The organism is Carnobacterium sp. FSL W8-0810 (assembly GCF_038007125.1).
GTDB lineage: Bacteria > Bacillota > Bacilli > Lactobacillales > Carnobacteriaceae > Carnobacterium_B > Carnobacterium_B inhibens.
Genome location: NZ_JBBOWO010000001.1, coordinates 1,054,443 through 1,077,025 on the forward strand (window position 1 = coordinate 1,054,443; position 22,583 = coordinate 1,077,025).

Annotated in this window: 25 protein-coding genes; all 25 read left to right on the top strand. The window is 36.4% G+C overall.

Annotated features, from left to right (window positions below; genetic code table 11):
- Positions 1 to 84 precede the first annotated feature (84 nt).
- The 25 genes from NST49_RS05130 (at position 85) to fliF (ending at position 22,581) form a co-directional block, all read left to right on the top strand.
- Positions 85 to 996 (top strand): aldo/keto reductase, encoded by a 912-nt coding sequence (locus NST49_RS05130; RefSeq protein ID WP_341047382.1) that lies wholly within the window; start codon positions 85 to 87, stop codon positions 994 to 996.
- Positions 997 to 1,322: 326 nt separating this feature from the next.
- The gene (locus NST49_RS05135) at positions 1,323 to 3,395 is read left to right on the top strand and encodes a methyl-accepting chemotaxis protein (protein WP_341047384.1); all 2,073 of its coding nucleotides are present in this window, start codon (positions 1,323 to 1,325) and stop codon (positions 3,393 to 3,395) included.
- Positions 3,396 to 3,484: 89 nt separating this feature from the next.
- Positions 3,485 to 3,934, top strand: a complete 450-nt coding sequence (locus tag NST49_RS05140; protein WP_341047385.1) for a chemotaxis protein CheW — start codon at positions 3,485 to 3,487, stop codon at positions 3,932 to 3,934.
- 28 nt (positions 3,935 to 3,962) lie between these two features.
- A complete protein-coding gene (locus tag NST49_RS05145) occupies positions 3,963 to 4,445 on the top strand; it encodes a chemotaxis protein CheD (RefSeq protein WP_341047387.1) in 483 nt (160 codons plus the stop codon).
- Between the two features lie 24 nt (positions 4,446 to 4,469).
- The gene (locus tag NST49_RS05150) at positions 4,470 to 5,492 is read left to right on the top strand and encodes a protein-glutamate methylesterase/protein-glutamine glutaminase (RefSeq protein ID WP_341047388.1); all 1,023 of its coding nucleotides are present in this window, start codon (positions 4,470 to 4,472) and stop codon (positions 5,490 to 5,492) included.
- Positions 5,493 to 6,263, top strand: coding sequence for a CheR family methyltransferase (locus NST49_RS05155; protein ID WP_034537509.1), 771 nt, complete (start codon positions 5,493 to 5,495; stop codon positions 6,261 to 6,263). It abuts the gene before it with no gap.
- Positions 6,264 to 6,304: 41 nt separating this feature from the next.
- Positions 6,305 to 8,380, top strand: coding sequence for a chemotaxis protein CheA (locus NST49_RS05160; RefSeq protein WP_187948476.1), 2,076 nt, complete (start codon positions 6,305 to 6,307; stop codon positions 8,378 to 8,380).
- A complete protein-coding gene (locus NST49_RS05165) occupies positions 8,370 to 8,966 on the top strand; it encodes a chemotaxis protein CheC (protein WP_341047389.1) in 597 nt (198 codons plus the stop codon). Before NST49_RS05160 ends, NST49_RS05165 begins: the two co-directional genes overlap by 11 nt.
- A 14-nt stretch (positions 8,967 to 8,980) precedes the next feature.
- On the top strand, positions 8,981 to 9,343 hold the full coding sequence (locus NST49_RS05170) for a response regulator (protein WP_023179056.1): 363 nt from the start codon (positions 8,981 to 8,983) through the stop codon (positions 9,341 to 9,343).
- Between the two features lie 13 nt (positions 9,344 to 9,356).
- Positions 9,357 to 9,758, top strand: coding sequence for a chemotaxis protein CheW (locus NST49_RS05175; protein WP_341047390.1), 402 nt, complete (start codon positions 9,357 to 9,359; stop codon positions 9,756 to 9,758).
- 16 nt (positions 9,759 to 9,774) lie between these two features.
- A complete protein-coding gene (gene fliM / locus NST49_RS05180) occupies positions 9,775 to 10,776 on the top strand; it encodes a flagellar motor switch protein FliM (protein ID WP_023179054.1) in 1,002 nt (333 codons plus the stop codon).
- Positions 10,773 to 11,858, top strand: coding sequence for a flagellar motor switch phosphatase FliY (gene fliY / locus NST49_RS05185; protein ID WP_341047392.1), 1,086 nt, complete (start codon positions 10,773 to 10,775; stop codon positions 11,856 to 11,858). The genes fliM and fliY overlap by 4 nt, the downstream gene beginning before the upstream one ends.
- A 412-nt stretch (positions 11,859 to 12,270) precedes the next feature.
- Complete coding sequence (flgM, locus tag NST49_RS05190) at positions 12,271 to 12,576, top strand: flagellar biosynthesis anti-sigma factor FlgM (protein ID WP_251165674.1); 306 nt, start codon at positions 12,271 to 12,273, stop codon at positions 12,574 to 12,576.
- Positions 12,576 to 12,944 (top strand): flagellar motor switch protein, encoded by a 369-nt coding sequence (locus NST49_RS05195; RefSeq protein WP_341047394.1) that lies wholly within the window; start codon positions 12,576 to 12,578, stop codon positions 12,942 to 12,944. Before flgM ends, NST49_RS05195 begins: the two co-directional genes overlap by 1 nt.
- 12 nt (positions 12,945 to 12,956) lie before the next feature.
- Positions 12,957 to 14,378 (top strand): flagellar hook-associated protein FlgK, encoded by a 1,422-nt coding sequence (gene flgK, locus NST49_RS05200; RefSeq protein WP_341047396.1) that lies wholly within the window; start codon positions 12,957 to 12,959, stop codon positions 14,376 to 14,378.
- Positions 14,379 to 14,381: 3 nt separating this feature from the next.
- The gene (gene flgL / locus NST49_RS05205) at positions 14,382 to 15,305 is read left to right on the top strand and encodes a flagellar hook-associated protein FlgL (protein WP_341047398.1); all 924 of its coding nucleotides are present in this window, start codon (positions 14,382 to 14,384) and stop codon (positions 15,303 to 15,305) included.
- 214 nt (positions 15,306 to 15,519) lie between these two features.
- Positions 15,520 to 16,527, top strand: a complete 1,008-nt coding sequence (locus tag NST49_RS05210; RefSeq protein ID WP_341047399.1) for a flagellin N-terminal helical domain-containing protein — start codon at positions 15,520 to 15,522, stop codon at positions 16,525 to 16,527.
- Positions 16,528 to 16,721: 194 nt separating this feature from the next.
- Positions 16,722 to 17,093 carry a flagellar protein FlaG gene (locus tag NST49_RS05215; protein WP_341047400.1) on the top strand — a complete coding sequence of 124 codons (372 nt, stop codon included), beginning with the start codon at positions 16,722 to 16,724 and terminating at the stop codon, positions 17,091 to 17,093.
- 4 nt (positions 17,094 to 17,097) lie between these two features.
- A complete protein-coding gene (fliD, locus tag NST49_RS05220) occupies positions 17,098 to 18,564 on the top strand; it encodes a flagellar filament capping protein FliD (RefSeq protein WP_341047401.1) in 1,467 nt (488 codons plus the stop codon).
- Between the two features lie 35 nt (positions 18,565 to 18,599).
- On the top strand, positions 18,600 to 18,965 hold the full coding sequence (locus tag NST49_RS05225) for a flagellar cap protein (RefSeq protein WP_341047402.1): 366 nt from the start codon (positions 18,600 to 18,602) through the stop codon (positions 18,963 to 18,965).
- A gap of 34 nt (positions 18,966 to 18,999) precedes the next feature.
- Positions 19,000 to 19,365: a flagellar export chaperone FliS gene (gene fliS / locus NST49_RS05230; RefSeq protein ID WP_341047404.1), complete on the top strand. Its 366-nt coding sequence runs from the start codon at positions 19,000 to 19,002 to the stop codon at positions 19,363 to 19,365.
- A 423-nt stretch (positions 19,366 to 19,788) separates the two neighbouring features.
- On the top strand, positions 19,789 to 20,166 hold the full coding sequence (gene flgB / locus NST49_RS05235) for a flagellar basal body rod protein FlgB (RefSeq protein WP_341047405.1): 378 nt from the start codon (positions 19,789 to 19,791) through the stop codon (positions 20,164 to 20,166).
- Positions 20,167 to 20,193: 27 nt separating this feature from the next.
- Positions 20,194 to 20,631: a flagellar basal body rod protein FlgC gene (gene flgC / locus NST49_RS05240; RefSeq protein ID WP_023179032.1), complete on the top strand. Its 438-nt coding sequence runs from the start codon at positions 20,194 to 20,196 to the stop codon at positions 20,629 to 20,631.
- A gap of 27 nt (positions 20,632 to 20,658) precedes the next feature.
- Positions 20,659 to 20,979, top strand: a complete 321-nt coding sequence (gene fliE, locus NST49_RS05245) for a flagellar hook-basal body complex protein FliE (protein ID WP_341047408.1) — start codon at positions 20,659 to 20,661, stop codon at positions 20,977 to 20,979.
- 27 nt (positions 20,980 to 21,006) lie between these two features.
- Positions 21,007 to 22,581: a flagellar basal-body MS-ring/collar protein FliF gene (gene fliF / locus NST49_RS05250; RefSeq protein WP_341047410.1), complete on the top strand. Its 1,575-nt coding sequence runs from the start codon at positions 21,007 to 21,009 to the stop codon at positions 22,579 to 22,581.
- The last annotated feature ends 2 nt before the right edge of the window (positions 22,582 to 22,583 follow it).

The window sequence follows — 22,583 nt, forward strand, 5'->3', positions numbered from 1 at the left end:
TGAACATTCTATCTTTAGTAAAAAATAGTCAAAAGTGGTATACTGAAAACGATTTCTTATATAAAAGAAAGAAGGTTAATGAATATGAAAAGAATGTTTTTAGGGAAAAGTGAATTAATGGTACCAAATATTGCATTAGGCTGTATGTCAATGGGGAAATTATCACCAGAAGAAGCTGATAAAGTAGTGAGAAATGCTTTAGACTTAGAAGTTGATTTTTTTGATTTAGCCGATATCTATGGTGGTGGAAAAGCCGAAGAAACGTTAGGAAAAGTAATTGAAATGGATCCTTCTCTACGAGAAAGAATGCTGATCCAATCTAAAGTAGGCATTCGAAAAGGGAGCTACGATTTTTCAAAAGAACATTTAGTAACGAGTGTAGACGGTATCTTGAAACGCTTAAATACAGATTACTTAGATGCGTTGTTATTGCACCGTCCAGATGCATTGGTTGAACCAGAGATCGTAGCTGAAGTTTTTGAAGAATTAGAAAAAAGCGGAAAAGTCCGCAATTTTGGTGTCAGCAACCACAATCCTTACCAGATTGAATTATTGAAAAAATATGTAAAGCAACCTTTAGTCGCGAACCAAATGCAGTTTAGTACGATGCATACTGGTATGGTGGATGCTGGAATAAATGTGAATACTGAATTTGATAATGGGATAAATCGAGATGGTGGAATATTGGATTATAGTCGTTTAGAAGATATGACATTGCAAGCTTGGTCACCGATCAAAAGCGGTGGAGATATTTTTGTGGATAACGAAAACTTCCCTGAGATAAATGCAAAGTTGAAAGAAGTTGGCGAACGTTACGGCTTATCTAATTCAGCAACAGCTATTGCTTGGATCTTACGCCATCCAGCACATATACAAGCAATTGTTGGAACAATGACTCCAGAGCGTTTGACAGATTATGCAAAAGCTTCTGAGGTGCGCATCACACATGAAGAATGGTATGACATTTATCGAGCAGCTGGAAATAAATTGCCTTAAGAGATAAAAGTAACAAGACTCAATAAATTGAATAAAACAAAACTAAGCATCCTTTTACTTTTCAGACAAAAGGGTGCTTATTTTTTGATTTTTAGTGTTTGTACGCAATGTTAAAAATAATCAAGCACCCTTTATTTCGATGGATAAGGTGTGACAACATTAAGAACAAATAAAAAAAGAAACTTAAACACTTAAGAAAGAAAGGAAAATACCGATATGCTATTTAATAAACGTTTAAATAAAAAGAGCAATGAGAACTTTAATAAAATACAGTTAGTAAAAAAATATTGTTTTTAGAGAAGTTTTACATAAGGAGGAGCTTGTTGGTGAAGAAGCTACGTGAAAAGAAGAGTCAAAGGAAAAAAAGTATTAGATTGATGATCATCCCTACTTTGATAGTAATGATCACACTACCGATCATTATTGTGTTGGTCATGAATTATTACAGCACACAAAATTTGTTATCTCAGCGTATTGAACAAAGTGAAAAAAATCTAGCCACACAATTCACAACGCAACTAGACTGGATTGGTCAAGAATTAGAAAATACCATTAATTCTTTAGCCGAAAAGCCAGAATTTCAAGAAGTTGCTGAGGATGAAGATGCTCAGGCCTTCGTTCAAGAAGAATTACAATTTGTTTTGAAAAATAGTATGTACATAGGAAATGCTTATTATGCACCTGAAAATCAAGAAGTCATGGGAACAGTTGAAGATTTAGCCTCAGACTTTGATGCAAGTGCAACAACTTGGTACCAAAGAGCAGTCAAACGTAATGGCGCAATGATTTGGAGTGAGCCCTATCGTGATGCAAAGACAGGGTCTATGGCGATGACTCTTTCTAGAGCAATCATTGTAGATGACACTTTTTATGGTGTTTTAGCAATTGATTTAAACTTAGAGAGAATGAATACCTACTTAACTTCTATACAAAACGGCAATACTGGACACTTTTTTGTTCTTTCTGAATCAGGGGATTATTTGATGGATAATGATCCTAAGAAAATTGGAACGAATATTAGTGACAGTACCTTAGTCAAAGAGGCAACAGACCAAACAGGTTATATTTATGATGAAAATAATAATCAAGAAATTGACAGCTACTATGCTAAAGCCAGCCGATTAGGAATGACTGTGTATGGAGTAGTTGGCGAGGACGAAATGGCTAATGAAGTAAATGCTACAAAACGATCAGCTCTTATTGGTTTAGTTATCGGCATCATTATCGCCATACTAAGTGCATTGATGGCTTCAAAATATGTTATGACGATTGCCAAAGCATTGACTAAAGCTTTCAGTAAAGTTGAAGCTGGAGATTTGACTGCAGAAATTACCAGCGAAGATTTTAATATTCTACCAAATAAACCTTACTTTAAAGCGTTTAGAAAACGAAAAACAATTAATGAAAATAGTGATGAAATCGGAAGAATTGGATTTGCTTTTAATAAAATGATGCATCAATTCAGAGAAATGGTAGGAGGCATTCAACAAAAAAGCAATCATTTAACGGATATGACCCAAACATTGAACGATATTTCTAAACAAACCACTTCCGCAACAGAAGAAGTATCTGAAACAATCACAGGTATTGCTCAAGCAACAAGTATCCAAACACAAGATACAGAGGATACAGTAGGAAAAATGGAAGAATTATCTAAAACATTAGGTGAAATTGATCAAAATATTCAAAAAATGGGTCAACATACTGATGACACGACGATTGCAAATGGTAAAAACTCTCAAATGATGGCTGTCGTTCATGAGAATTGGGAAACCACGATTGAGACAATGAATAAATTAGGCGATAGTATTCACGATGTAAATGAAGATATTCAAAATATTGAAAAAATTGTTAAAGTTATTGATGGAATATCTGACCAGACTAATCTGTTAGCATTGAATGCTTCTATTGAAGCTGCTCGTGCAGGAGAAAGTGGTCGAGGATTTGCAGTTGTTGCTAATGAAATCAGAAAATTAGCTGAGAAGAGTGACGAATCAACAAAAGATATTGCAGCAATTATCAAAACAATCCAAGAAAAATCAAATGAAATGGTCAACAAAGTAGAACAATCCCATGCAGAAAGTGAAGTCCAAACGAAAACGATTAATGAAGCAATCGATTCATCAAATAAAGTAACGGATCAAATGGATAAATTGGTTGAAAGTATTATGAATGTAGCTAGCTTAGGCTTTGTTATCTCAGCTAAAAAAGATGAAACAGTAATAGCGATTGAAAATATTGCTGCTTCAGCAGAAGAAAACTCAGCTGGAACTGAGGAAGTGTCTGCAAATGCGGAAGAAATCTTAGCTACAATGGAAGAATTTTCTTCAAGTATCGCTAAATTAGAATCTATTGCGAATGAATTAAAAGAAGAAACGAATCAATTTAAGTTGGATTAGAAAATAAATCAATGGGAATGGAATGTGGCGTGTGCTCACAAAGTTGGTACACGTTCATTATCCTATAAATAAAATGGAGGAGTAGAATAATGGAAAAGTTTGTTGTATTTAATAGTGGGGGTCAAAGTTTTGCCGTTCCAATCGAAGTAACTGAAAAAATCATTCATGTCGAAGAATTGACAAAGATTCCAGATACATCGGTCTATGTATTGGGGGCGATAGATTACGGGGACGGTATTTTACCAATTATTGATTTAAGTGAACGGTTCTTCCAACGTAAAACAGAAGTGACTGATGAAACTAAAGTGATCGTTGTAAGTTGGCAAGAGAAAAAGATTGGTTTAGCAGTAGATAAAGTAACCACTATTCGTTCTTTTGACAGTGGCGATCATGAAGTATCAGAGAAAACAAATCAAGAAGCAGCTAGTTATGTGATGGCTTTTATCAGAACAGAAGAGGGCATCATTTTACAATTAGATGTGAATAGCATTTTTTCAGAATATGGCGAACATGAATTGCTGTCATTGATGAATCGATAAGAATGGTTAGAGGAATGGTGAAAGATGTATGGCAGATGAATTAAGGGTTGGGATCTCAGACTATAAAGTGGCACAACAACCTCAAACGTTAATAACAGTAGGGTTGGGATCTTGTGTGGGCATTGCGCTCTATGATCCTAAAACAAAAATCGGCGGATTGAGCCACATCATGCTGCCTGAGAGCAGTGCGTTCAAAGATGCCAGCAAAGTTGAAAAATTTGCTGATTTAGCTATTCCTCACATGGTATCAGAAATAAATAAACGAACCAACAATAATCCGCTTGTTGCTAAAATAGCAGGTGGCGCAAGCATGTTTCAATTTTCTAAAGATCTTCCGCATGGAAGTATCGGAGATCGAAATGTACTTGCGGTTGAAGAAGTTTTGAAACAACTAGGGATTCCTTTATTAGCCAATCATACTGGAGGAAGCATGGGCAGAACAATGAGCGTAGACTTAGCCACCTTTACAGTGAATATTCGAATGGTGAATAGAGAAATAATTGTACTGTAAACAGGGATAGGGGAGTAATAAAGAGTGAATATAAAAGTACTGGTTGTGGATGATTCTCCTTTCATGAGAAAAGTTATCAGTGAAACGATAGCGAGTATTGAGGGATTGGAAGTTATCGGGACGGCTAGAAATGGTCGAGATGCACTAAAGGCAATTCCGCAGCTTCAACCTGATGTGATCACATTGGATATTGAAATGCCGGGATTAAATGGGCTAGAAACACTTGAGATCATAAAGAAAGATTACTCTATACCGGTTATCATGATGAGTTCGTTTAGCGGAGAAGACAATACAATCGCTGCTTTGGACTTGGGAGCAATGGATTTTATTGAAAAGCCACATGATATCAGAAATCAAACAGATGGATTCAAAAACGAAGTAGCAGATAAAATCAAACCTTTATTTGAACAGAAAAAAAGTGAACGACCACTAGAAACATCACTGTTGCAGGCAAATGAATTAGAAAAAAGATTGCCAAAGAAAGTAAAAGCCATTACGATAGGCGCTTCAACTGGCGGACCTAAAGCGTTATTTTCGATTATTCGATCATTGCCAGACAACTTAAGTTTTCCTATTTTTATTGTTCAACACATGCCGAAAGGATTTACAACTTCATTTTCTAAACGGTTGGACAAAGAATCTGCAGCAACTGTAGTAGAAGCCGAAGATGGTATGCCAATCAAAGGCGGCGTCGTTTATGTTGCTCCAGGTGGATACCATATGATTATTAAAGATAACTCCATCAAACTAAATGAAGCAGATAAGCTACATGGTGTGAGACCAGCTGTCGATTATTTGTTTGAAGCTGCTGCTGAAGTTTATGGCAGTGATTTAGTCAGCTTTATTTTAACCGGAATGGGACATGACGGAGCTCGTGGGTTAGCTAAAATCAAAAAAATAGGCGGTTTTACAGTGGCTCAAAACAGAGAGACATCAATTGTTTATGGGATGCCAGGTAATGCGGTACAAAAAGGTGTTATTGACGAGATCGCCAGTTTAGATGAAATATCAGAATTGATCAATTGGATGATAAGGATGCGAAGCTAAATGTTGAATTTCGATTTTTTTTACGCGTGGACAAAAGAACATTTAAATATTAATCTAGAAGGATACAAAGAAAAACAGCTTCAAAGACGGATTGGAACGATCATGAAGAATACCGGAGCAGCAACGTTGGAAGAATATGCGGTTAAAATACAATCAGATCCTATAGTGAAAAAGAACTTTTTGAATTACATTACCATTAATGTAACGGATTTTTTCCGTAATAAAGAAGTGTTTGATGAATTCGAAGAATTGATGGTATCGTATTTAGAGCCAAAGTTTGGTGCTTTAAAAATCTGGAGTGCAGCTTGTTCTACCGGAGCAGAAGCTTATTCGTTGGCTATGATCATGACTAATCATAACATTAAGCATGCGGAAAAAATAACGGCTACAGATATTGATGAAACGATTTTAGCAAAAGCTAAAAAAGGAATCTACTCAAGTGTAGAAATCAAAAATGTTGATGAAAAGAATCGCCAGAACTACTTTACTCAAGAAGATAATGCGTTTTATTTATCTGAACAAATCAAGAATAAAGTAGCTTTTAAAAAGCACGATTTAATTGGGGACCGCTTTGGAACAGGATACAACGTGATCGTATGTCGCAATGTGACCATTTATTTTAAAAATGAAGTAAAAGAAGAATTGTACCAAAAATTCAGTGATGCATTGGTTCCTGGCGGCTTGTTTTTCACAGGAGCGACAGAAACCATTTATAGCCCAGAGAAGTACGGTCTTATTAAACGAGCTTCTTTCATTTATGAAAAAATATAACACACAAGAAACTACAAGAAACAATGAAAGGGAGGGACACTATGGACGAAAATAGTAAATACCTCGATTTATTTTTTGAAGAAACGGACGAACATTTACAAAGTTTGAATGAACAAGTACTTGAATTAGAAAACAATCCTGAAGATTCCAGTATTGTAGACGTTATGTTTCGATCAGCTCATACGATTAAAGGAATGGCTGCAACAATGGGCTACGATACAATGGCTAAATTGACCCACAAAATGGAAAACGTATTTGATTTATTGAAGCAAAAGATCATTCCAGCCGATGCAACTTCTATCGCTCTAATATTTGATTGTTTAGATACCTTGTCTGACTTAGTGGAAGATTTAAGAGAAGGAAATGAAGCAGAACGCGATATCAAAAATTTGATTCAACGGTTGGATAATGTGGCTTCCGGTGATAGTTCTACAGCACAAGGAACAGTGATAATGGAACAAGAAACAAGTTCATCACTTAATCTAGCCTTAGAAAACGTAGAAGACTCAGACTTAATGATCATTGAAGCAGCGAAAGAAGATGGCTACAATGCTTATGTATTGGCTATCCGAATTGATGAAGATAGTTCAATGAAAAATGCCCGCGTGTATCTTGTGATGAGTAAGTTGGAACAACATGGAGATGTGTTATATTCTGAACCAGGCACAGAAGTTCTTGAAAATGACGATTTCGGCAGTGTGTTTAAACTGATCTATGTCAGCAAATTGGATGAAGAAACAGTTTTCAACTTGGCGTTAGACAATAGTGAAATTGAAGAAGTATTGATTCAAACGGTTCAACAAGCAGAAGACTTAATCGTGAAAGAACCCGAAACGACTCTATCTAAACCTGAACCGCAAGAAAATCAAGTGGAACAAACAGCAATTACAACCCTTGAAGGTGCTGCTGAACCGGTTCAAGTTGAAAAGACAACTAAAGCAAAAGGCCAAAGTCATGCAATGAATCAATCCATCAGAGTAGACATCGGAAAACTAGATTCCTTTATGAATTTAGTGTCAGAATTGGTGATCTACCGTACGCGATTAGAAGACTTAAGCGACCAAATGCAAGTGTCTGAAATGAAAGAACCACTGGACCACGTAGCAAGGATCAGTTCTGAATTACAAGATTTGGTTTTGAAAATCAGAATGCAGCCGGTCAGTACGGTAATGACTCGTTTTCCTCGCATGATCCGAGACTTAGCAAACGATTTAGGTAAAGAGTTTGAGTTGGTTATCGAAGGTGAAGATACGGAATTAGATCGTACCGTTGTTTCTGAACTAAGTGAACCCTTAGTGCATTTGTTGCGTAATTCAGCTGATCATGGAGTAGAAATGCCCGCTGATCGTGTAAAATTAGGCAAAGATCCAAAAGGAACCATTAAAATTACTGCTTATCAAGAAGGCAATCGAGTAGTATTGACGTTGAGCGATGATGGAAAAGGTGTTAATCCTACCATTATTAAAGAAAGTGCTGAACGAAAAGGGATCTCAACTGAAGGAATGAGCGACAAAGAGATCCAACAATTGATTTTCCATCCAGGATTTTCAACAGCTAAAGAAGTGACCAGTATTTCTGGCCGTGGTGTAGGAATGGATGCTGTTAAACAAAAAATCACTGAACTAGGCGGAACAGTTGAATTAGAAAGTGTAGTCAACCAAGGAACAGTTTTCAAAATCAATTTGCCTTTAACGTTATCGATTATTCAATCCTTGCTTGTAAAAGTGGGACAAGATTCTTTTGCAATTCCATTAGGGATCATCAAAACGATTGTTAAAGTAACCGAAGAAGACATTATCCGTATTCATAACCGTGAAGTCTATAAATATGAAGGGTTAGCTGTTCCGGTCGTTCGCTTGAACCAATCACTCGGTATTGAACCGATAGAAGAAACCAATCTGCACTTGGTATTGGTAAAACAAGGAGACAGCTACAATGCCTTGGTCGTAGACGATTTAGTCAGACAACAAGAAATTGTGATCAAAAAACTAGGCCAAGAATTGAGTATGCTGAAGAAATACTTAGGCGCAACAATTCTAGGAGATGGAAGCATCATTTTGATCTTAGATGTAACGGCTATTTGCAATGAAAGAATTGGTGAGTACAGTGAAGTCTAACTACTCAGCGGTGGAATTAGATGTACTAAAAGAAGTGATCAATATCGGTGGCGGACATGCAGCAACGAGTTTATCCCAATTGATTGAAAAACCGGTCCACATGACGGTTCCGGTTATTGAAATGATGGAATATGCAGATGTTTATGAGCAGATCATGCCGGAAGAAGCTGTGATAAAAGCCGTCATCATTAAGATGATGGGAGATGCAGAAGGTGTCTTTCTTTTCACAGTCGATCAACAAGTCTCAGAGACAATCGTTGCTATGATGTTGCCAGAAAATACACCTTACTCAGAAGCAATGGCTAACTCAGCCTTGCAAGAGTTGGTAAACATACTCGTTAATTCATTTTTGAATGCAGTAATGAAACTAATGGACGCTAATTTGATCACGTCAGTGCCAATCGTTATTGAAGATATGTTCGGCGCCATTATGAGCAGTGTGTATTTAGAACAAAACCAATACGACGATTCTATCATGATCATTAAAAATGAATTTTATTATTTAGGAGATCGATTAGAATCTTCATTGTATTTCGTCCCAAAACCAGGGATAATAGAAAAGATGTTAACAGCACTAACAGTTTGAGAGGAGAAAAACAAATGACAAAAAATGTAATGATCGTAGACGATGCAGCTTTTATGAGGATGAAATTGAAAGATATTTTAGAAAAGAATGGGTATAACGTAGTAGCAGAAGCACAAAATGGGATTGAAGCCGTTGAAAAATATAAAGCTGAAAAACCAAACCTAGTAACTATGGATATTACTATGCCTGAAATGGATGGGGTAGATGCGTTAAAAGAAATCAAAGCTTTTGACCCTGCTGCTCGTGTGGTTATGTGTAGTGCTATGGGACAACAAGGAATGGTTATGGATGCTATTCGTTCTGGAGCAGTCGATTTTATCGTAAAACCATTCGATAGTGATCGTGTAATCAAAGCTTTAGACAAAGCAAGTCTGTAAAGGTGACAAAAATATGCAGATGATTATTTTTACTTTAAACGAAAATTATTATGCCTTTTCATCTGAAAACGTTGAAGAGATAACAAATAAAATGCCTTGGACCCCAGTCCCTCAATCTCCATCTTGGGTTCAAGGGCTTGTTAATCTTCGCGGAAATGTGATCACTTTGATAAATTTTTATAAATTGCTTTCTCCCACGGATGAAACCGAAGAAATGTGTTACAATAACATCATCATTGTGAAAAATGATGAGGAAAAGATAGCATTCATGGTAGATGAAGTCGCATGGGTTTTGGATATTGAACCGTCTGCTATTCAACAGTTGGATGATAAAACTGATGAGCTAGTGTCTAGCGTGATTCAAGTAAAAGACCAAATAGTGAGTGTCATCAACATGGAGAAACTATTTTTATAAAAATGAGGGATAACTAGTGAAGCAAGTTTTATCACAGCAAGAGATTGATTCGTTATTGCAAGCGGTAGAAAGTGGAGAAATTGATGCTAAAGGTTTAGACGAACAAGAACAGGAAAAAAACAAGGTCAAAAGCTATGACTTTAGACGTCCAGTTCGTCTGTCAAAAGAATACATAAGTACATTAAATATGGTTTTCGAAGAATTCACTAAAATAATCGGCAATATTCTTTCTACTCAAGTCAGAACTAATGTAGATGTGCAGCTAGCTTCAATTGAACAAGTCAGTTTTGATGAGTTTGTGCACTCGGTTCCGCGCTTTACGTTAATGGGATTATTCCATTCTGCACCATTAGAAGGAACGCAGATCATCGAAATCAGTCCACAACTTTGTTTGCAATTGGTTGATTTGTTATGCGGCAGTGTGGAAATTCGAGACAACGCAGAGGAAATGACGAAAGAAAGTTTTACCGATATTGAGATGGCGATTTTAGAAGAAGTATTAACGAATTTTGTTCATTCTTTTGAATTGGCTTGGCGTGATGTGGTAGAAATTAAAGGGACAATGGATTCAACAGAAACCAACCCTCAAATGATGCAAGCCATGTCTCCAAACGAACCAGTCGTTTTGGTCACATTCACAGTTGAATTGTTTAATGTTCGAACATTTATTAATTTATGTATTCCTTATATCTTTTTTGAAGGGATATTAGATAAATTAAGTTTACGCAATTGGTTCCATTCTGAAAAAGAAACCGACCATTCAGATAGTGGGAAATTAGAAAAAAGTCTGCATTCTGCCCCAGTAAACCTAGAAGTACTTTTAGGTGAAACAGTCATGACGTTGGAAAACTTTCTACAATTAGAATTGGGAGACATCATTCCTTTAGATGGTAAAACATCTGATCCGTTGATCTTATCTGTGGAAAAACTTCCACGCTATTTTGTTAAGCCAGGATTAAAAGGAAAAAACATGGCGGTTGAAGTATTACAGTATATTGGAGGAGAGACAGACGAATGAGCAGTGAAAAATTAACGCAAGAAGAAATTGATGCAATGTTGAATGGAAATGCCCCTACCCCTGAGCCACAAACAACTGACACACTTGACCAAACACAAGTAGATATTATTGGAGAAATTGGAAATATTTCCATGTCTCAAGCCGCTACGACATTGTCTTCGATCTTGAATCATCGAGTAACGATCACGACGCCTGTTGTGTCTTGCTTGAAATTCCAAGAAATCATTGACGAAAGTATTGTACCAAAAGTAGTCACAACCATTAAATTTAAAAAAGGGTTAGCTGGCAGCAATCTGTTAATGATGAATGAAAAAGATGCGATTATTATTGCGGATCTCATGATGGACGGAAACGGCGATGCTGAAGGAAAAGAATTTACGGAGCTTGAATTAAGCGCTGTAGGAGAAGCCATGAACCAAATGATGGGTTCTGCTGCAACTGCTATGGCGACCATGCTGGAACGCATTGTAGATATTTTCCCGCCAGATGTTGAAGTATGGAAAGACCAAGAACACACCAACTACGACAAAATCAGTGGAGATACGACAGTATGCAAAATTGCTTTTCAGATGACAGTAGATGACTTGATTCAAAGTGAAATCATGCAGATCTTTACTCTTGAGACGGTGAGAAACATCTCGAAAATTGTGTTAGCAGATGAAGGTGAAGTGATTCAAGACCGTGAATTGCCGCCACAACCTGAAGCCCCTACTGCTCCAGTCGAACCGGCTACTAGCCAAGTACCGCAAAGCACAGAAGGTAAAATCGCAATTCAAAAACCTGAGTTCCAAGAATTGACACATGCTGGCAGTTTGAAGACTCCAAGAAATTTAGATTTAATTATGGATGTACCACTGCAATTCAGCGTTATGCTGGGCGAAAGCAAAAAAACCATCAAAGACATTTTGTCTTTAGGAACCGGATCAGTTGTTGAACTAAACAAAATGACTGATGAACCTTTAGAAATTTATGTAAATGGAAAATTGATCGCTGAAGGCGAAGTTGTCGTGATTAATGAAAGCTTCGGAATTCGAATCACCAACATTTTAAGCAAAGAACAACGCATTCAACATTTAAATTAAATTTTGGAGTGTGGTAAAAAGCGGTTAGACCCGAAGCACTGGAGCAAACAAGCGCAGTGTGGTCATAGACCATCGAGCATTGTTTGTGAAGTGGATGTCGGGTCTGCTTTGAGAACACGATTTAGAACAAAAAGGGAAAAAAGTCAGAACAAATTGTTCTGGCTTTTTTAGTTTCTGCTTGAATAATAGAAAGTCAGACGCTAGTATAGAAGAGTCAAGATATAAAACAGATGTACATAAAAAAGAATGAATGGAAGACTGCTTTTTTTAATGAAAGACTTAATTATCCTGAAAAGGTGCCGATAGTAGATGTGTAAGGCAAAAAATTGCCGATAATTGCTAAGGAACTAAACTCAAAAACTTAAACTAACGAAAAAAAAACGAAACTTGGGAGAAGAAAGGAGCACCAACGATGAAAATAGGAAATAATGGATACAACCAATACATCAATACTGTCCGTCAAAATCAAGAGAATGCCCACAGTAAAGGACTACAAAAAAATACTGAGTCAGTAAATGAAGAATCAGTAACCGTTGATATTTCTGAAGCAGCTAAGCAATTAGCTAAAACAAAGGCAGCTGAAAATGCACCAACAATGTCACCAAATGTAGAAGCAATTAAAAAAGCTGTGTTGAATGGCACATATAGCGTATCGCCTGAAAAAATTTCCAGTGGAATGATGCAAGCAATGAACAATCAAAGGGAGTATACGGATTAATGAACAAAAAAGTGAACGCACTCGACACTCTAGTTCAATTTAAAACACTGTTGATGGATGAACAACAAGCGTTGATTCAAAACGATAGTGCTAAAGTAAAAGCTCTTATTGAACAAAAACAACAATTTTTAGATCTTCTTCCTACACTAACAGCTGAAGGATCAAAAAAAGAAGACCTTGTCAAATTAGCAGAAGAAATCAAAAATTTACAACAAACCAATTTAACCCTAACAGAACAAGCTTTAAATTATCAAGAAACAATGATGGAAGCTATTACTAAAGGGGTTAACGCCGGCGGTTCTACATACTCCAAACAGGGAGACTACAGTACCGTACAACAAGCAAATATCATTGATCAATCCCTATAAAGAGGTGAAAGAATGTCAGGTTTATTTGGAACTCTAAACAATGCAACAAAAGGCTTGAATGTACAGCAATCAGCTTTGCAAACAACCAGTCACAATATCTCCAATGCCAATACAGAAGGCTATTCTAGACAAAAAGTAAACATGGTATCCGATAATCCTTATACACTTGGAGGAATCGGTCAATTGGGTACAGGTGTCCGAATCGCTTCGATTGATCGTATCGTGGATCCTTATGTGAACAATCAATTAAGAAATGAGAACTCTTCTCTAGAAATGTATAACAAAAAGTCTGAAGTTTTAGGTCAATTAGAGGGAATCTTTAATGAGCCATCAACAACAGGATTGAATAACAATTTAAGCAAAGTCTTTGCTTCTTGGACATACTTAGGGTCTAACCCAGAACTTGCGACTGCTAAAACAATGGTTGCTCAAAATGCAGAAACCTTTACGGATACTTTGCATCACATGTCGAATCAAATTGACAGCTTACATGAAGATACGGTTCAAGATATTGAAAAAAATGTGATTGATTTTAATGCTAAAGTTCAACAATTGGATTCATTGAACCAACAAATTTTTAATATGACTTCACAAGGTCAAGCACCTAATGATCTATTAGACCAACAAGATAAACTTTTAGGCGAATTGACAGGGATTGCTGGAGTTGAAGCAAGCTACGATAAATTTAACCGAGTAAGCATCACAGTTGGTGGGGAATCCGTTCTAACAGAAGATTCGATCGCTAAAATGAGTGTTGCAACAGATCCGGCTGGTCAATTAACCGTCAATGACAAAACTGTCGATATCACATCTGGTAATATTAAAGGTTCTCAAGAAGCTTTAAGCGAGATCGATACTAAAAAACAAGAACTAAATGAGTTGGCGTTCACTTTTGCGACAGCAGTGAATACCGTACATAGTGATGGTGGAGAAGGACTAAACTTCTTTGAGTTGGGAACAGATGGAAATTATGCTGCTTCGATTCAAGTAAACAAAGAAATTCTAGCAGACGTCTCAAAAATCAATGCCGGTAAAAACATTGAATCCGTTGTTGGTGGAGACGGAACACGGGCTCAAGCCATTGCGGGATTGCAAAATACGAAGTTAGGTTATCCAGTTGATCCAATTGGAATCGAATACGATTCAGATACGATGACAATCAAAAATCAAGTAGGTGGATTAACGGTTTCCGGTGCTTACAATGACAGTGTTACGCAAATGGGAATTGTGAAGCAGCAAGCTGATAACATGGTAGACAGTCAAGGAAGTTTAGTTAGTCTACTTGAAGCCCGCAGAGATTCTGTTTCAGGTGTTTCAATTAATGAAGAAGTAACTAACACCATTACGTACCAAAGTGCTTTTGAAGCCAACTCTCGCATTATTTCAGTCGTTTCAGAAATGTTGGACACACTGATCAATCGGACGGGGGTATAGTAAATGAGAGTAACCGATTCGTTAATGTCGAAAAGTTTTTTACGTAATCTTTCGGCTAATACAGAAAATGTCATGAAATACCAAAATCAATTATCAACGTTAAAAGAAGTCAGTAAACCTTCTGATGACCCATTAAAAGTATCTAAAATTTTGGATTTGAACAATTCAATTATTCAAAATGACCAATACAAAACAACGATCAATGATGCGATTCAGTGGACCAATGTGCAAGATTCTGCTTTAAGCAGTGCCACAGAATCGATGCAACGTATTAAAACCTTGATTCAATATTCAGCCAATGGCACACTAAGCCACGAAGACCGCCAAGCGAATAAAGCGGAAATTGAATCTGAAATTAAAGGAACTGTTGATGCTTTGAATACAAACTTTGGTGGACGCTATGTTTTTGCAGGAAAAAACACCACAGAGAAACCATTTGAAGTACAAAAAAATGAAGCTGGGGAAATTACTGGGATTACTTATAGTGGAACAGCTGAAGGTAATGGAAACCTGTCACGTGAAATTGCGCCAGGTGTTTCGGTCGAATTGAGTACAGATGGCCGTAATTTTATGAATGCACAAAATGCGGACGGAACAGATAATTTGGGTTCTTTCTTTTCTGAGGTATTAACCGCTTTAGACGCAGATGACACAGAAAAATTATCAGGTTTATTAGACAGAGCGGATCAAGAAATTGAAAATGTCGTATCAAATCGTTCTAAAACCGGAGCAATCTTTAATCGTCTAAGTGCCACATTAGAGCGCAATGATAGTGAGAATCTAAACCTTAAAACATTGTTATCCGAAAATCAAGATATTGATTTAGCTGAAAAATATATGCAATTTACGATGGAAAAATCAGCTTACCAAGCGTCTTTATCAATGGGGACTAAAATATTACAAACAAGCATACTGGACTATCTTTAAGATAGCCCAGTTTTTTTTATTTTTTTTGTTAAAAAGACTTAACTCCTATTTAACTGTGCCGATATAAGGTGTATAAGGCAAGCTTCTTCGGATAATGATGAACGTTTAATAATTACAAAAAAATAAAAAAAATCCTTAACTGATAATGAAACTTGCCGATATAAGAGGTAGAAGGCAACACCTTCACAAATAGACTTTAGGAGGAAATACAATCATGAGAATTAATACAAATACAGCAGCAATGAATACTTACTCTCAATTAACATCAGCTAATGCTTCAAAAAGCAGCTCATTAGCTAAATTATCATCAGGTCTACGTATCAACAAAGCTGGAGACGACGCAGCAGGTTTAGCAATCTCAGAAAAAATGAAGAACCAAATCTCAGGTATGACTCAAGCTTCACGTAATGCACAAGATGGTATTTCATTGATTCAAACAGCTGAAGGTGCTCTAAGCGAAACACACAGTATTTTAAACCGTATGCGTGACTTAACTGTTCAAGCTTCAAATGATACAAATACTACTGCGGATAGAGAAGCTATCCAAAAAGAAATAGATTCATTAACTAAGGAAGTTGGACGAATTGCAGGAGATACACAATTCAATACTAAAACACTATTAACAGAAGGAACTGAAACGGATGGAAGCACTAAATTCAGTTTCCAAATTGGAGCAAATGCTGGACAAAAAATAGACTTAAGTATTAAAGATATGTCATCTGTTGGATTGAAGATTGCAACTGCGGAGGGTACTTCTTTGATTAATGTATCTAGTAATACAGACACGTTAGTTGATGATCCAGCACTAGTAGAAGGAGGAACAACTCCACCAGTAGAAGGAGGAACAACTCCACCAGTAGAAGAAGAAACAACTCCACCAGTAGAAGAAGGAATAGACACACTTGCAGAAGCTTCAGAAACTAATAATACTGGTAAAATTTCAACTTTCGATGCTTCATTAAAAATAATTGATAATGCTATTAAATCTGTTTCAGAAGAACGTGCTAACTTAGGAGCTGTTCAAAACCGTTTAGATCACACAGTTTCTAACTTAGCTACTACTAAAGAAAACTTATCCGAAGCTAACTCTCGTATTACTGACGTAGACATGGCTGAAGAAATGATGAGCTTTACGAAATCAAATATTCTTTCTCAAGCTTCAACAGCAATGTTGGCTCAAGCAAATCAAATGCCTCAAGGCGTACTACAACTATTACAATAATATTTTTATCCAGTTAAATAGTTAAACTCAATACCTGGCTTATTCATTATTTTTAAAATATGAATAATCCAGGTATTTTCTATTAATTTATTTATGAAGTTGTCGATATACACAATAAGTACAAAAAAGGTAGCGTTGTGTCGGCGTTTATTTTATTGTAAACTATACGATGTTGAGAAATGGAGTTGTTAGATATGGATATCGTACAAGCTATTGCTAAATCTCTTCAAATTCGTCCTGTTGAATCGAATGCAATTTATCAACCCGATAAAGAACAATCATACATAAAGAAAACTTTAAATACAGAAGATAAACAAGAAACAGTTATTGTTTCTGAAATAACCAAAGAAGAATTGGAACAAACGGTAGAAAAAGCCAATCAATTTTTGTTGGGATTAAAAACTCAATTTGATTTCAAAGTCCATGAAGGTACTGGCAGAACTGTGGTCAGATTGATCGATAAACAAACAGAAGAAGTAGTGAAAGAAATACCGCCAGAAAAAATGCTAGATGTACTAGCAAGTATTTGGGATTCGGCAGGAATTTTAGTAGATCGTAAGGAGTGAAAGTATGGCTAGCAGTATTAATTTTTTAGGATCCTATTCAGGTATCGATTCAGCAACAATTGACGCAATGATCGAAGCAGAGTCAGGAAAAGTTGTTCAGTATACAAATAAACAAACAAGTATTACAGCAGAAAAAAATGCTTGGAAAGACATCAATACACGGTTAGATAGTCTATTTACCAAGTTAGGTACTCTTGGAGAAGATAAAACTTTTCAATCGAAAACAACCACTTCAAGTGATGCAACTAAAGTAGCGATTACAGCTGGTACAGATTCAGCAGCAAGTAATTATAGTATTGAAGTAACTAAATTAGCAACTTCAACTCAAGTAACATCGGGTGTAATTGAGTCAGCTGAAAATAAAACAATTAAAGATAGTTTAGATTTAAGTGGTACATTCACAATAATCAATCATGAAAATGCTGGTCCAGAAGTAGATGGTAAGCCAACTACGGGTGGCTTTAAGATTGAAATCTCAAAAGAGGACAGCTTGAAAGACATTGTTGGAAAGATTAATGAAAAATCAAAAGAATCAGGCATTCAAGCAAAAATCGTTGATAATCGGATAGTTATGACCGATAGTAAAATGGGCAAACGTGATATATCATTTAGTGGTACAGGTACGATCGTTAAAGATTTAGGTTTTGAAGCTATACCTGAAGAAAATTATAAAGTTGGACAGACAGCTGAGCTTACAATAGATGGTATTACAGTAACGCGTGACACCAATAGCATTACAGATGCTGTAGAAGGTCTAACCATTGAGTTGAAAGGTGTAACGGAAGCTTCAAAACCTGTTACTATTGGAATCAAAGAAGACACTGACACTACGGTTAAAGCGTTCCAATCTTTTGTGGATCAATACAATTCAACACTAACATTTGTTGGTGATCAATTAGATGTTGGTGATCCTTCAGCGGAAAGCAATAAAACAGGAGCGTTAGTTGGAGACAGTTCTTTAATACGCTTGGAATCTGAATTGCGTTCGTTAATGACTCAAAGCGTGAATAGTGGAAATCCGTCTTATAATAATTTAGAAGCAGTTGGGATTTCAGTTGACCGTTATGGAAAAGCCACTCTTGATTCAGCTAAGTTAAAGACCGCTTTAGCAGATGATCCAACGGCTGTGAAAAAGATATTGTTCCAAACAACGACAACCGAAACACCGGGAATCGATGAAAAAGGTGAACCAACGACTGTAAAAACGGAAAAAGAAGTCGGCATGGCTCAAAAAATGCGTTCGTTAGTCGATACGTATATTTCAGAAAAAACCGGTATTATCGCGACTAAGTCAGCAACATATGATAAATTATCAGAAGATATTTCTAAGAGCATTACGAAGTTCAATGAACGATTAGAGAAAAAACGCGAGAATTATGTAGCGATGTTCACTCGTTTAGATACAGCTATGATGCAAGCTGAATCACAATTGGCTTATCTACAAAGCCAATTTAGTACAAACGAATCATAATATAGTGATAATAAATATGGAGAGGAGTGTTCATCATGACGACCGATACGAAATGGACTGAATTGCGAACGAATGTATTGGAAAACATTATGAGTTTAATGAACTCTTGGAATGGCAGTGCTGAAGAGGCTGTAACGATTATAGCTGACAATCAACATCATATGGATCAGCTAAAAGTCATTGAACAGAAGCTTAGTGAAGATGAGGCCTTTCAGTACACATCAACTGAAAGACAACTTCTTACGGTGATCATTCCTCAGCAACAACAAATGATGGCGGTGATTCGCACTGAAAAAAACGAATTAATGGATAAAATGCGCCAAATCAACAAAAAAAATCAGGTCAGAGACAATTACGTTTCGGTAAAACGTGATTCAGTATTTGTTGACAGAGGTATTTAGTAACAATTAAATTGAATAGTAGGAGGTAAAAAAAATGTATCAAAAAAATGGATCAGCGATCTATAAAGAGAATCAAATTTTAACAGCATCGCCTAAAAAATTGATCGTATTGCTATACGAAGGCTGCATCAAAAATTTGAAATTAGCTGAATTGCATATTGCTGAAAAGAATATCGAAAAAACGAATCAAGTATTGATCAAAGCCCAAGATATCATTGCTGAATTGATGAATACGTTAGACTTTGAAAAAGGCGGAGAAGTTGCTGAAAACCTTTACCGCATGTATGAATATATCGCTAGTGAATTAATCAAAGCAAATGTGTCAAAAAATGCAGAAGATGTGAAGCGCAGCCGTAAATTAGTAGAAGAACTGCGTGATGCTTGGATTGAAATAGAATAAGAGTTTAAACAACAAGTGTTGATTTTTTGACACATTCTTTTTGTGCAGTAAAATAACATAATCAATTAAATGAAATGAGCTCTCCTTACTTAAAAAAAGTAAGGTTTTTTTGCGTAGAAAATTAAGAATAGCAGCAGTTTATTTGATTATCAAACTAAATAAAAAAATCAAGAAAAAAATAAATTTTTTTCAAAAAAAATTATTTGTGTTATTTTGAGCAATTCGAGCAAAGAAAGTATATTGCTGAATAAAAACAAATGAGATATACTTTCTTAGGTTGATAGTACTGCATAGTTTGCCAAAAAGGCGACTCAGAAATGTATAATAATTAATAACGTGTGTGTTTTATTTAAAGGCGGTAAAACGAGAGCAATGATCATAATAGAGCAAGATAAAAAATGAGTATATGGGAGTGAAAAAAAAGTGGACTCTACCTATAATTTGATGAAAAATGCATTAGATGCTGCATCTATGAGGCAAGAAATGATTTCAAGCAATGTTGCAAATGTGAATACAGCGGATTACAAAGTGAACAAAGTCGATTTTGAAACAATTTTAGACAACGTATCAAATGGGACAGCGATGAATAAAACGAACGATTTACATATAGGTTTTGGAAGTTTAGAAGATGTTTCACCAGTGGTATCTAAAAGAACAGATACAACAGTGAAAGAAAATGGCAACAATGTCGACATTGATATCGAAATGGCGGAAGAAGCCAGCAACAGTATTTATTATAATGCAATGATAACGCAATTAAACGCTAAGTACTCTATGTTGCGGAGTGTAATTACGAAGTAGTAAATAGAAAAAGAAGAAGGTGTATTCATGTCGATTTTTGATTCCATGCAGATAAATGCAAGTGGATTAAGTTTAGAACGACTAAAACTAGATACGATCTCAACAAATATTGCGAACGTCAATACTACACGTACAGAAGATGGAGAAGGTCCTTACTTAAAAAAAGAAGTCGTATTTGAAGAAAGTTTGAAACAAGTTGAATCATCTATGGCTGGTCAAGGAACTGAAAAAAGTTTTGGCGTAAAACCTACTGAAATTAGAGAAAATACAGAAGATATCGTGATGGAGTATGATCCAACAAACCCAGATGCAAATGAAGAAGGATACGTTCAGCAATCGAACGTCAATATGGCGGATGAAATGATCGATATGATGACGACACTGCGTACGTATGACGCTAATGTAACAGCTATGAATGCCAGCAAAGAAATGCTCTCAAAAGCGTTGCAAATCACGATTGGTTAATAAATAAGGTTTAGAGGAGAAGTTAAAATGAATGTAGATACACTTTTTAATAGTTTAGTTAATGGTCCATCACAAACAGGGCTAACGAGTGGAATGAATACCCAAACGAGCGAAGAAACAAACGGACTATCGTCATTTTCTGGTATGTTAGAAAATGCAATGAGTTCGCTAAATGAACAACAAGTATCAGCGGATCAAGGTGTACAAGACCTGGTATCTGGCAATACAGATAATTTACATAATGTGATGATTCAAACTTCTGAGGCTCAATTGTCACTAGAACTAGCTTTGCAATTAAGAAATAAAGGCCTAGAAGCTTACAACGAAATAAAAAATATGCAATTTTAATGAGTTTTTGAGGGAGTTACGCTAATTATGAATGGAATTAAGAAAATCTGGACTGGCATCAAAGACGGTTGGACGAATCTTGGCAAAAGCAAACGAATTGGATTAGGTGTGGTTCTAGTACTTGTCATTACGATTGTAACGGCTTTGACCTTCTATACGCAAAAAGTAGAGTATGCTACATTATTTTCTAATTTAGAAGAAGCCGATGCAGGGACAATTGTAAATGATATCAAAGCTAAAGGGATCGATTATAAGTTAGAAGACAATGGGACAACGATTTTAATTGATCAAGCTCAAGTAGATACATATAGAATTGAATTGGCCGTAAATGATATGTTGCCAAAAAGCAACACAGGATTTGAGATCTTTGACGAGACCAGCATGATGGCGACAGATGAAGATCGTAAAATCATGTACCAAAGAGCGGTCACAGGTGAATTAGAACGCTCGATTTCGGCATTGGATTCGATTGAACAAGCAAAGGTGCTGTTGTCATTACCTGAAGACAGTGTCTTTACTAGCGAAGAAAATGTGTCAAAAGCTTCTGCTTCTGTTGTTTTGACGCCAATCAGCGGGTCACAAATTCCTGTTTCTGCTGTACAAGGTATCGCTTCATTGATTTCAGGAGCTGTAGACAATCTGCCTAAAGAGAACATTAAGATCGTCGATACAGCTGGTAATTTATTGAGTACAGCATTAGAAGATGAAGGCAATTTGAATGCAACAGACTTAGTTAGTAAATACCAAGCTATCACGCGCAGCTATGAACAAGAGTTGGAACAAAAACTAATTCAAACGTTAGGTCCGATTTACGGCATCGAAAAATTGACGGTTGCAGTGACTGCTGAGATGAATTTTGACTCAAGCGAAAGTGAAATCATCAATTATGGCGATTCTTCTGTCCGCAGCGAAACAGTTTCTGCCGGTGGTGGAACCATTGATGTAGAAGAAGGCGAAGGGTTCGAAAACAGTATCAATCAAATCGAGAGTGGCGAAGAAGGCGGAAACTCTACCTATAATCGTACGACGAATTATGAGTTGAATTCGGAAACAACCAATACGGTCAAAGCACCCGGAGAAGTAGAGCGGTTAAGCACTTCGGTTATTTTTGACGGCAATTTAAGCCCAGCTGACAAAGAAGCTCTTGAAGCAATCGTGGCTACAACAGTTGGTTCGGTTGAAGAACGAGATGTGATTTCTATACAAGGGATCGATTTTGCAACCACTACTGATGCAATTGAAACAACAGCACCAGAACAATTAAAGAGCAATATCAAGGATGTTATGATGCGGTATTGGCCATATCTTGTTGGGGGATTAGCGATCGTTGTGATCTTAATCTTATTACTAACGTTGTTACGCAGACGATCAACTGCTGACGATGAATTGGATTTCTTTGATGAGGAAGAACCAGAGCCAATCGTAGCGCCACAAAGACCAGTCAAACCACTAGATGAGGAAAGAAAAGCGAAAGAAAAAGCAGATTTAAAGCGAGAATTAAATAAAAATATGTCTGAAAAAGAAAGCACTGTAAGAGATTATGCGAAAGAAAGTCCAGAAGGTGCGGCTGACTTGATCAAAATTTGGATGAAAGATGAGTAGGT

What these genes read in the sequence shown, in the direction of transcription:
- NST49_RS05130 (WP_341047382.1), top strand. Translation starts at nt 85, where the DNA reads ATGAAAAGAATGTTTTTAGGGAAAAGTGAATTAATGGTACCAAATATT.
- NST49_RS05140 (WP_341047385.1), top strand. Translation starts at nt 3,485, where the DNA reads ATGGAAAAGTTTGTTGTATTTAATAGTGGGGGTCAAAGTTTTGCCGTT.
- NST49_RS05145 (WP_341047387.1), top strand. Translation starts at nt 3,963, where the DNA reads ATGGCAGATGAATTAAGGGTTGGGATCTCAGACTATAAAGTGGCACAA.
- NST49_RS05155 (WP_034537509.1), top strand. Translation starts at nt 5,493, where the DNA reads ATGTTGAATTTCGATTTTTTTTACGCGTGGACAAAAGAACATTTAAAT.
- NST49_RS05160 (WP_187948476.1), top strand. Translation starts at nt 6,305, where the DNA reads ATGGACGAAAATAGTAAATACCTCGATTTATTTTTTGAAGAAACGGAC.
- NST49_RS05170 (WP_023179056.1), top strand. Translation starts at nt 8,981, where the DNA reads ATGACAAAAAATGTAATGATCGTAGACGATGCAGCTTTTATGAGGATG.
- NST49_RS05175 (WP_341047390.1), top strand. Translation starts at nt 9,357, where the DNA reads ATGCAGATGATTATTTTTACTTTAAACGAAAATTATTATGCCTTTTCA.
- fliY (WP_341047392.1), top strand. Translation starts at nt 10,773, where the DNA reads ATGAGCAGTGAAAAATTAACGCAAGAAGAAATTGATGCAATGTTGAAT.
- flgM (WP_251165674.1), top strand. Translation starts at nt 12,271, where the DNA reads ATGAAAATAGGAAATAATGGATACAACCAATACATCAATACTGTCCGT.
- NST49_RS05195 (WP_341047394.1), top strand. Translation starts at nt 12,576, where the DNA reads ATGAACAAAAAAGTGAACGCACTCGACACTCTAGTTCAATTTAAAACA.
- flgK (WP_341047396.1), top strand. Translation starts at nt 12,957, where the DNA reads ATGTCAGGTTTATTTGGAACTCTAAACAATGCAACAAAAGGCTTGAAT.
- flgL (WP_341047398.1), top strand. Translation starts at nt 14,382, where the DNA reads ATGAGAGTAACCGATTCGTTAATGTCGAAAAGTTTTTTACGTAATCTT.
- NST49_RS05210 (WP_341047399.1), top strand. Translation starts at nt 15,520, where the DNA reads ATGAGAATTAATACAAATACAGCAGCAATGAATACTTACTCTCAATTA.
- NST49_RS05215 (WP_341047400.1), top strand. Translation starts at nt 16,722, where the DNA reads ATGGATATCGTACAAGCTATTGCTAAATCTCTTCAAATTCGTCCTGTT.
- fliD (WP_341047401.1), top strand. Translation starts at nt 17,098, where the DNA reads ATGGCTAGCAGTATTAATTTTTTAGGATCCTATTCAGGTATCGATTCA.
- NST49_RS05225 (WP_341047402.1), top strand. Translation starts at nt 18,600, where the DNA reads ATGACGACCGATACGAAATGGACTGAATTGCGAACGAATGTATTGGAA.
- fliS (WP_341047404.1), top strand. Translation starts at nt 19,000, where the DNA reads ATGTATCAAAAAAATGGATCAGCGATCTATAAAGAGAATCAAATTTTA.
- flgC (WP_023179032.1), top strand. Translation starts at nt 20,194, where the DNA reads ATGTCGATTTTTGATTCCATGCAGATAAATGCAAGTGGATTAAGTTTA.
- fliE (WP_341047408.1), top strand. Translation starts at nt 20,659, where the DNA reads ATGAATGTAGATACACTTTTTAATAGTTTAGTTAATGGTCCATCACAA.
- fliF (WP_341047410.1), top strand. Translation starts at nt 21,007, where the DNA reads ATGAATGGAATTAAGAAAATCTGGACTGGCATCAAAGACGGTTGGACG.